The organism is Stenotrophomonas sp. P5_B8, from assembly GCF_054049855.1.
Window position 1 is genome coordinate 1 of sequence record NZ_JBFULO010000209.1, and the last position, 6575, is coordinate 6575.

Consider the following 6575-nt stretch of genomic DNA (forward strand, 5'->3'; position numbering starts at 1 on the left):
CGTTTGGGTGAGTCCACTTTTAGCGATCGGGAATGAAGTCGGCGTGACATCCAAAACGCGCGGTTCAGCGACGTATGCGCGATGAAATGCAGGTGTTGTGCGCGCGTGTTCACCACGCGATTGCGTCGTCACGAAGACGCGCGACGGCGCTTGATCCAGGACAGGCATTGGCCTGCGATCGCGGTCGCGAGCACCAGGCTGTTGGTGACCACGAATACCCAGGAATGCAGCGCGATGCTGTAAAGAATGAAAAGCACCGAGGCGGTGATCTGCCCCACGAACAACCACGTCGAAACCGCCTGCGCATCCTCGGCGCGCCATTGCTTCCAGATCTGCCGCCAGAKCGTGGCGACCAGGACGAGGGTGGCCGCCCATCCGAGCAGATCAACCGCCGCCATCAGCACGCGCCTGCCGATTTTCGCCCGATGTTGGGCAACGCCAGCCCCGGAACGCCGCCGTCATGGCCCACCTGCTGCTCCAGGCGCTTGAGGAAGTCGCTGAAGCCCCGCGTCGCGCGGGCATGACGGCGTGCACTGGTCACGACCTGGGGTGCGGCCAGCCGGGCGACACGTGCACCACTGTTCTGGATCGCCTCGATCAAGGCCACATCCTCCCCGGACACCAGCGGCAGGAATCCGCCGCTGTCGCGGTAGGCAGCCGCACTGAAACCCATGTTGGCGCCGTGCACGTGTGCATGCCCATCATGCAGGTGCTCGCTGGCCAGAAAGCGCTCCTGCACCGTGGGCGCGTAATCGAGCCAATCCTCCACCGTCACCACCCCGCAGAACGCGCCGGCACCGCAGTGCAACTGTTTGACCAGCCAGTCCCCGGGCACGCGGCTGTCGGCGTCAGTGCACCCGATCCAGCGCGCACCCAGCGCCAGCGCAACTTCGCTGGCCGCCGCACGGGCGACGCCAACGCAGCCGGCTTCCACGCACACGGTGTGCACGCCCAATCGCCTGCAYATCTCCGCAGTCGCGTCGCTGCAGCGGTCCAGCGCCACCACGATGGCGACCGCCTCGCCGTCCAGCGCGCGATGCGCAGCCGCTACCTGCAGCGCCTGCAGGCACGGGCCGATCATCTGTTCTTCGTTGTGGGCCGGCACGATCGCGGCAATCATCGCAGTCCCTCGTGTTGCGCCACCGAGCGCGTATCGCGCGACCACCCCTGCAGGACCATGTCAGCGTCGGACCAGGAAAAGACCCGGGGCAGCAGTGCATCCAGCTGCGCGTGCACGAAGTCCGTGCTGCAGCGCGCCTGCGCGAATGGCGGCCGCCAATGGCAGGCGATCAGCACGCCCTGCGGACCCAGTGATGCGACCAGGCGCGCCGCCATTGCCTGCATGTCCGCCTCCTCCAGGTAGTAGCCCAGTTCGCTGAACACGATCAGGTCGAACGGGTCCTCCGGCCAGTCCTGCGGGTGCTGCGCGCGCTCCACCGTCACCTGCGGCTGCCCGGCCACGGTCCGGCGCGCCGCGGCCACGGCCTCTTCACTGATGTCGGTGGCCAGCAACTGCGCGCAGCGCGGTGCCAGCGCGGCGGTCAGCACGCCGTTGGAACAGCCCAGTTCCCAGGCGCGCAGGTAATGCGCCTGCGGCAGGCTCGCCAAGGTCAGCGCGCGTTTACGCGCTTCGTACCAGCGGGTGCGGTACTCGAACGGGTCCTCGTTCTGGTAGATCGCATTGAAGTACGCGACATCGCTCATCCAAGCAGTACCTCGTAATCACGCTGGAAACGTTGCAGCACCGCATCGGGCAGGATCGGGGCGCAGTCCAGTCCCGGCGCGGTGCCGGTCTGGGTGCCGAACTGGCCGATGGCCACCCGCTTGCGCTGCTGCACCTGCGGGGACAGGCGGAAACGGAACGCCGGCGACCACGCGCGCGCGGCCTGCTGTGGGTCCAGCCAGTGCCAGCCCCACACGGGAAACTCCCGGCGCGCGCAGCCCCGGTGCGACGCGGCACGCGCGCAGGCACGCCCCACCGCTTCATGGTCGGGATGGCCGTCCAGCATCCACGGGGCCAGCACCAGATCGTCTTCGCGCAGCAAGGCCAACAGGCGCGCGGCAACCTCCGCCTCATGCTGGGTCACCGTACCGTCGCCGATGTGCCACGCATGCCGTTGTGCATGGGTCAGCCCAAGGCACGCCAGCGCGCGATCCAGTTCGCGCTGGCGTTCCTCGCGCAATCGCTGTGGCAGCCAGAGGGAATGGTCGGGGTAGCACGCCTCGCCGTCGGTCACCGACACCACCAGCACCGGCAGCCCAGCGCTGTGCGCGCAGGCCATCACTCCGCCGCAGGCAAGCACTTCATCGTCCGGATGGGGCGACACCACCACCACGCGGGCAATGCCGGCGAACAGCGTCTGCGGCGTCTGTTCCGGCAGCGATTGCAGCCATGCGCAGGACTGCCACTGCGCCTCGCTGATGCCGTTGCCATCGATCTGGCGGTCTACAAGCTCCATGGCCGCCCCGCGCGATGACAGTCCATGCCCAACTGCTGCCAGTCGCGGTCGGCGTGGCTCTGACGGATGAACACGGTCAGATCGCTCCAACGCCGCGCATGGTCCTGGTCCAGGCACATGGGGCCCGGGCCCAGCCCGCGCGCGACCAGATCCAAGGTGCGCACGCAGGCCCGCTCGACCACGCTGCGCGCACGCAGCACCTCGGTCATGTGCGGGTGCTCGGGCTGCGCGTCCAGCAGTGCCGCCAATTCGCGCAGCAGCGACGCGCACGGGGAAAGCGCCATATCCACTTCGCCCAGCAGCACCGCAGCGGTGCCGGCCTCAGCGGTCTTTGGCGAGCGGCGGAGCGGTTCGGCCAGTGCCGCCGCCGCGCCGAACCAGCATGCGGCTATACCCGCACCGCCGTGCCAGAAACCGGGACGCTCCAGATACGCATTGGCCTGCCCGACCTCCACCGCCGGTACCTGCCGGAAGTGCGCGGTACTGCTGGGCACGCGCCCCATGCCGGTGGCCTGCCAGTCCTGTGCCTGGCAGCCGAGGCGGGCATTGCGCAGATCAGCGCGGAACAACCGCGATTGCGTGCCGTCACGCACCGTCACCAGAGCGAAGTCGACCCACTCCGCACCTGAGCACCACGGCTTGTCGCCGCTCAACGTGCCCTGCTGCGCATCGAACGCCAGCGTCGCGGCCGGCCCTTCGGCGGCCCATACCGCACCGAGTTGTCCGCGCTCGGGCGGACCTGCGCCCAGTTCCTGCAGGATCGCCTGCGCGTCGTAGTGCGCCTCCAATACCTTGGCAAGGCACAGATCCTGCGCGGCGATCTGTGCCAGCGACTGCCAGCGCAGCAGCGTATCGCCACCGCCCGGGGGTGGGAGTGCCGGTTGCCGGGCCAGCCAGTCACGCGCCTGGCGCACCAGCAACGGCGTTGCGACGCGGGAGGCGGCGATGTCCACGACGGTGGCCATGTCAGGGCGTCAGGATCACCTTGCGGCAATCCTCCTGCTTGCGGTCGAAGATCTCATACCCCTTGGCCGCATCTTCCAGCGCCATGCGATGGGTGACGATCACGCCCGGATCGAGGTTGCCCTCGGCGATATGGTCGAGCAGCTCCGGCATCAGCCGCTGCACGTGGGTCTGGCCCATCTTGAAGGTGAGCCCTTTGTCGAACGCGTCGCCGAGCAGGAAACCATGCACGAAACCAGCGTATACGCCGGGAATGCTGACCGTGCCGCCACGGCGCGTGGCGGCGATGCACTGCCGGATCGCCACGCCGCTGCTGCCCTCCACCTTGAGCGTGGTCAAGGCCGACTCCAGCGCACTGCCTTCGGCTTCAAAGCCCACGGCCTCGATGGTGGCATCCACGCCACGACCGTTGGTCTGGGTCACGATGTACTCGGCCGGATCCCCTACCTGGGTGAAGTCGATCGGCGTAACGCCGTAGGTCTGCTGGGCGAAGGCCAGCCGGTAGGGCAGATGATCGACCATGAAGATCGTCTCCGCGCCCAGCAGGCGGCAGCACGCCGCGCTCATCAGACCGACCGGACCCGCGCCGAAGATCGCCACGGTGGAGCCTGGCTTGACCCCGGCATTGAGCGCGGCCTGGTAGCCGGTCGGCAGGATATCGGACAGGAACAGCACCTGTTCGTCGGACAGGCCGTCGGGGATGCGCAGCGGTCCGACGTTGGCCTTGGGCACACGCACGAATTCGGCCTGCCCTCCGGATACACCGCCGTACAGATGGCTGTAGCCGAACAGCGCCGCCGGTGGGCGGATGCCTTTCTGATTGACCGCCGCGCCCTTGCCGCTGTTGGTGGTCTCGCATGCTGCGAATTCGGTAAGCCGGCAGTGGAAGCACTCGCCGCAGGCGATCACGAAGGGAATCACCACCCGGTCGCCCGGGCGCAGGTCGCTCACCCCTGCCCCGACTTCTTCGACGATGCCCATGAACTCATGGCCCAGCACATCGCCGGTGTGCAGGTCGGGAATCTTGCCGCGATACAGATGCAGGTCCGAGCCGCAGATGGCGGTGGCGGTCACGCGCAGGATCAGGTCGTCCGGCGCGGCCAGCACCGGATCGGGGACGGTGTCGACCCGAACGTCTTTGCTGCCGTGGTAGGTCAAGGCGCGCATGCAGTGCTCCAGCAGATAGGTACCGCCTTGTTAACGCGTGCGGCGTACCGGGGCCGTGACTTCGACGTGTGGGGCGTGTCCATGCGTGGCGACAGAACGTTCACCCGTACAGGCGGAGCGTCTGCCCACACCACCTGTTGGAGCGCACCGATGAACACCGACCAGCCGGTATCCGGCAATCCTGAAGATGATCAGCAGAAGGCGTTTACCCCGGACAAGACGCGCAACGATTCAGCGCGCTGGAAGGACAAGGACATGCCCGACCAGGGCAGCGGCAAAGGCGAAGTGAGTCCGGACGACTACGAAAAGCCACCCACACCGCGCTGAAGCATTCAGCCGCCGGGCTGAGGCGCGTGGCCCGGTGCCGGCGGATCTTCCACCGGCGCGTCGGCTGGCGGCGGGTCGCGCTCGGGCGGTACTTCACGGGGTGGATCCTGCGCCGGCGGGTCCGGGGTCACCGGTGCTTCCACCGGCGTGGGCGCCGGAAGTGGCTCCTGCGGCGCCCCGGGCACGGTTTGACCAGTGGGCTCAGTGGGCAGTTCGAGGGCGTTGCTGTGCATGGGTGGATCTCCTTGGGCAGGCACCCAGCATCGCCGCACCGATGTAAACGCGTGGCGAGAGTTGCGCGGCACGTGCTGACACGCAATTGACGCGCATCGGCACACCTCCCGGCTCAGCCCTCGTCAGACCAGAACTGCATCAGCAGCGCCAGACCGTCGTTATCGCTACGGTCGGTTGATATCTGCGGCAGCATCCTCGACTCCCAGCGGCTGCGCTCGATGCGCTGCAGGATCGAGGCCTCAGTATGGCGGCAGGCCATCGACCACTTCGAAAAATACCGTTGTGCCACCTCGCCGCGCATCAACACGCGGATACCCGAATGCCGACGTGAGCGCTGCACGCGGAGAAAAGCCGCCGACACCGCCGCCTCGCTGCCTTCCATGTACTGCAGAAAGCGCTCGCCATCGAAAAGCAGCACGCCGGTAACCTTGGCGACCTGGTTGAGGGCCATGGCGTCGACCATGATGCTGTCGAGGTAGCCGTTGTCGAGCTTACCGGCAGCATGGCTGACGTACACGAGGGCATGGAGGGGTGGGCTGCTCATAGGCCGCATTCTAGGCGGGCCCGAATCAAGGGCGCGAGAATGGCGCGACGGCGCGCCGTACCCGACGGTATGCTGTGCGCCTCTCGACGACAAGGACGGTTTGATGCGCACGTGGATCAGGAAGTCATGCCTTGGGTTGGCCGTTGCCATCGGCCTGGCAATGAGCATGCCCGCAGCGGCGGTGGACCGCGCGGTGGATGAAGGCGTACGCCAGGTTCCCAGCTTTGCCCTGCCCCTTTCTCCTTATCTCAGCCCGGAGGCGCGGACCAGCGTGCGCAGCGCCGTCATCCATGGCGACCCCACCGCAAAACTGGACAACGCGGCCGTACTCGCGCAGCTCGACCACATCCGCAAGGGCGCCGATCAGTGGGCGTACGGCGAGATCGCCGCGCTGCGCAAGCGCTACCCGGTGGAGCTGCACAACGAAACCTGGAACGGCGTCCCGGTGGTTCGCGTGCAGCCCCGCAGTGCGCCAACCGATCCGGCCGCGCAACGCCTGCTGATCGAACTGCACGGCGGTGCGTTTGTGTTCGGGCGCGCCGACAGTCTTGGCCTGCTCGAAGCGATCCCGGTGGCCGCGATGACGGGCGCGACGGTCATCGCGGTGGAGTATCGACAAGGTCCGGAGCATAAATTCCCTGCGGCCAGCGAAGATGTCGCCGCTGTCTACCGCGCCGCACTCGAGCGCATGCCGGCCAACCACATAGGCATTTTCGGCTGCTCCGCYGGCGGCGTCCTCACCGGCGAATCRCTGGCGTGGTTCGACAAGGAGAAGCTCCCGATGCCGGGCGCGGCCGGCCTGTTCTGCGCTGGCGGCGATGCACGCTATGGCGGTGATTCCCGCTATGTGATGGCCGCGATCAACGATGCGTTGCTACCGC

Annotated in this window: 10 protein-coding genes; 2 read left to right on the plus strand and 8 right to left on the minus strand. The window is 67.4% G+C overall.

Annotated features, from left to right (window positions below; genetic code table 11):
• Positions 1-128: 128 nt before the first annotated feature.
• The 6 genes from ACXJKH_RS12290 to ACXJKH_RS12315 are packed head-to-tail and all read right to left on the minus strand — an operon-like array spanning position 129 to position 4589.
• On the minus strand, positions 129-398 hold the full coding sequence (locus tag ACXJKH_RS12290; protein ID WP_457319651.1) for a PQ-loop domain-containing transporter: 270 nt from the start codon (positions 396-398) through the stop codon (positions 129-131).
• The gene (locus tag ACXJKH_RS12295) at positions 398-1120 is read right to left on the minus strand and encodes a glycosyltransferase (RefSeq protein WP_457319645.1); all 723 of its coding nucleotides are present in this window, start codon (positions 1118-1120) and stop codon (positions 398-400) included. The genes ACXJKH_RS12290 and ACXJKH_RS12295 overlap by 1 nt, the downstream gene beginning before the upstream one ends.
• Positions 1117-1704 (minus strand): methyltransferase, encoded by a 588-nt coding sequence (locus ACXJKH_RS12300; protein ID WP_457319646.1) that lies wholly within the window; start codon positions 1702-1704, stop codon positions 1117-1119. Before ACXJKH_RS12300 ends, ACXJKH_RS12295 begins: the two co-directional genes overlap by 4 nt.
• Entirely contained in the window at positions 1701-2459 is a 759-nt protein-coding gene (locus ACXJKH_RS12305) for a PIG-L deacetylase family protein (RefSeq protein WP_256773914.1), read from the minus strand. The genes ACXJKH_RS12300 and ACXJKH_RS12305 overlap by 4 nt, the downstream gene beginning before the upstream one ends.
• Positions 2447-3424 (minus strand): acyl-CoA dehydrogenase, encoded by a 978-nt coding sequence (locus ACXJKH_RS12310; RefSeq protein ID WP_457319647.1) that lies wholly within the window; start codon positions 3422-3424, stop codon positions 2447-2449. The genes ACXJKH_RS12305 and ACXJKH_RS12310 overlap by 13 nt, the downstream gene beginning before the upstream one ends.
• 1 nt (position 3425) lies before the next feature.
• Entirely contained in the window at positions 3426-4589 is a 1164-nt protein-coding gene (locus tag ACXJKH_RS12315; protein ID WP_256773916.1) for a zinc-dependent alcohol dehydrogenase, read from the minus strand.
• Positions 4590-4739: 150 nt separating this feature from the next.
• Between ACXJKH_RS12315 and ACXJKH_RS12320 the strand changes: the two genes are divergently transcribed.
• Positions 4740-4916 (plus strand): hypothetical protein, encoded by a 177-nt coding sequence (locus ACXJKH_RS12320; protein ID WP_457319648.1) that lies wholly within the window; start codon positions 4740-4742, stop codon positions 4914-4916.
• A 5-nt stretch (positions 4917-4921) separates the two neighbouring features.
• Here ACXJKH_RS12320 and ACXJKH_RS12325 read toward each other — a convergent pair whose 3' ends face one another.
• Both ACXJKH_RS12325 and ACXJKH_RS12330 read right to left on the minus strand, forming a co-directional pair.
• Positions 4922-5149 (minus strand): hypothetical protein, encoded by a 228-nt coding sequence (locus ACXJKH_RS12325; RefSeq protein ID WP_457319649.1) that lies wholly within the window; start codon positions 5147-5149, stop codon positions 4922-4924.
• 113 nt (positions 5150-5262) lie between these two features.
• Positions 5263-5694 carry a BLUF domain-containing protein gene (locus tag ACXJKH_RS12330; protein WP_256773919.1) on the minus strand — a complete coding sequence of 144 codons (432 nt, stop codon included), beginning with the start codon at positions 5692-5694 and terminating at the stop codon, positions 5263-5265.
• A 103-nt stretch (positions 5695-5797) separates the two neighbouring features.
• Here ACXJKH_RS12330 and ACXJKH_RS12335 point away from each other — a divergent pair.
• On the plus strand, positions 5798-6575 hold a 778-nt coding region (locus tag ACXJKH_RS12335; protein WP_457319650.1), incomplete at its 3' end, for an alpha/beta hydrolase fold domain-containing protein.

Coding starts and splice junctions, on each gene's coding strand:
- ACXJKH_RS12300 (WP_457319646.1), bottom strand. CDS start 1,704: ATGAGCGATGTCGCGTACTTCAATGCGATCTACCAGAACGAGGACCCG.
- ACXJKH_RS12325 (WP_457319649.1), bottom strand. CDS start 5,149: ATGCACAGCAACGCCCTCGAACTGCCCACTGAGCCCACTGGTCAAACC.
- ACXJKH_RS12310 (WP_457319647.1), bottom strand. CDS start 3,424: ATGGCCACCGTCGTGGACATCGCCGCCTCCCGCGTCGCAACGCCGTTG.
- ACXJKH_RS12305 (WP_256773914.1), bottom strand. CDS start 2,459: ATGGAGCTTGTAGACCGCCAGATCGATGGCAACGGCATCAGCGAGGCG.
- ACXJKH_RS12315 (WP_256773916.1), bottom strand. CDS start 4,589: ATGCGCGCCTTGACCTACCACGGCAGCAAAGACGTTCGGGTCGACACC.
- ACXJKH_RS12330 (WP_256773919.1), bottom strand. CDS start 5,694: ATGAGCAGCCCACCCCTCCATGCCCTCGTGTACGTCAGCCATGCTGCC.
- ACXJKH_RS12320 (WP_457319648.1), top strand. CDS start 4,740: ATGAACACCGACCAGCCGGTATCCGGCAATCCTGAAGATGATCAGCAG.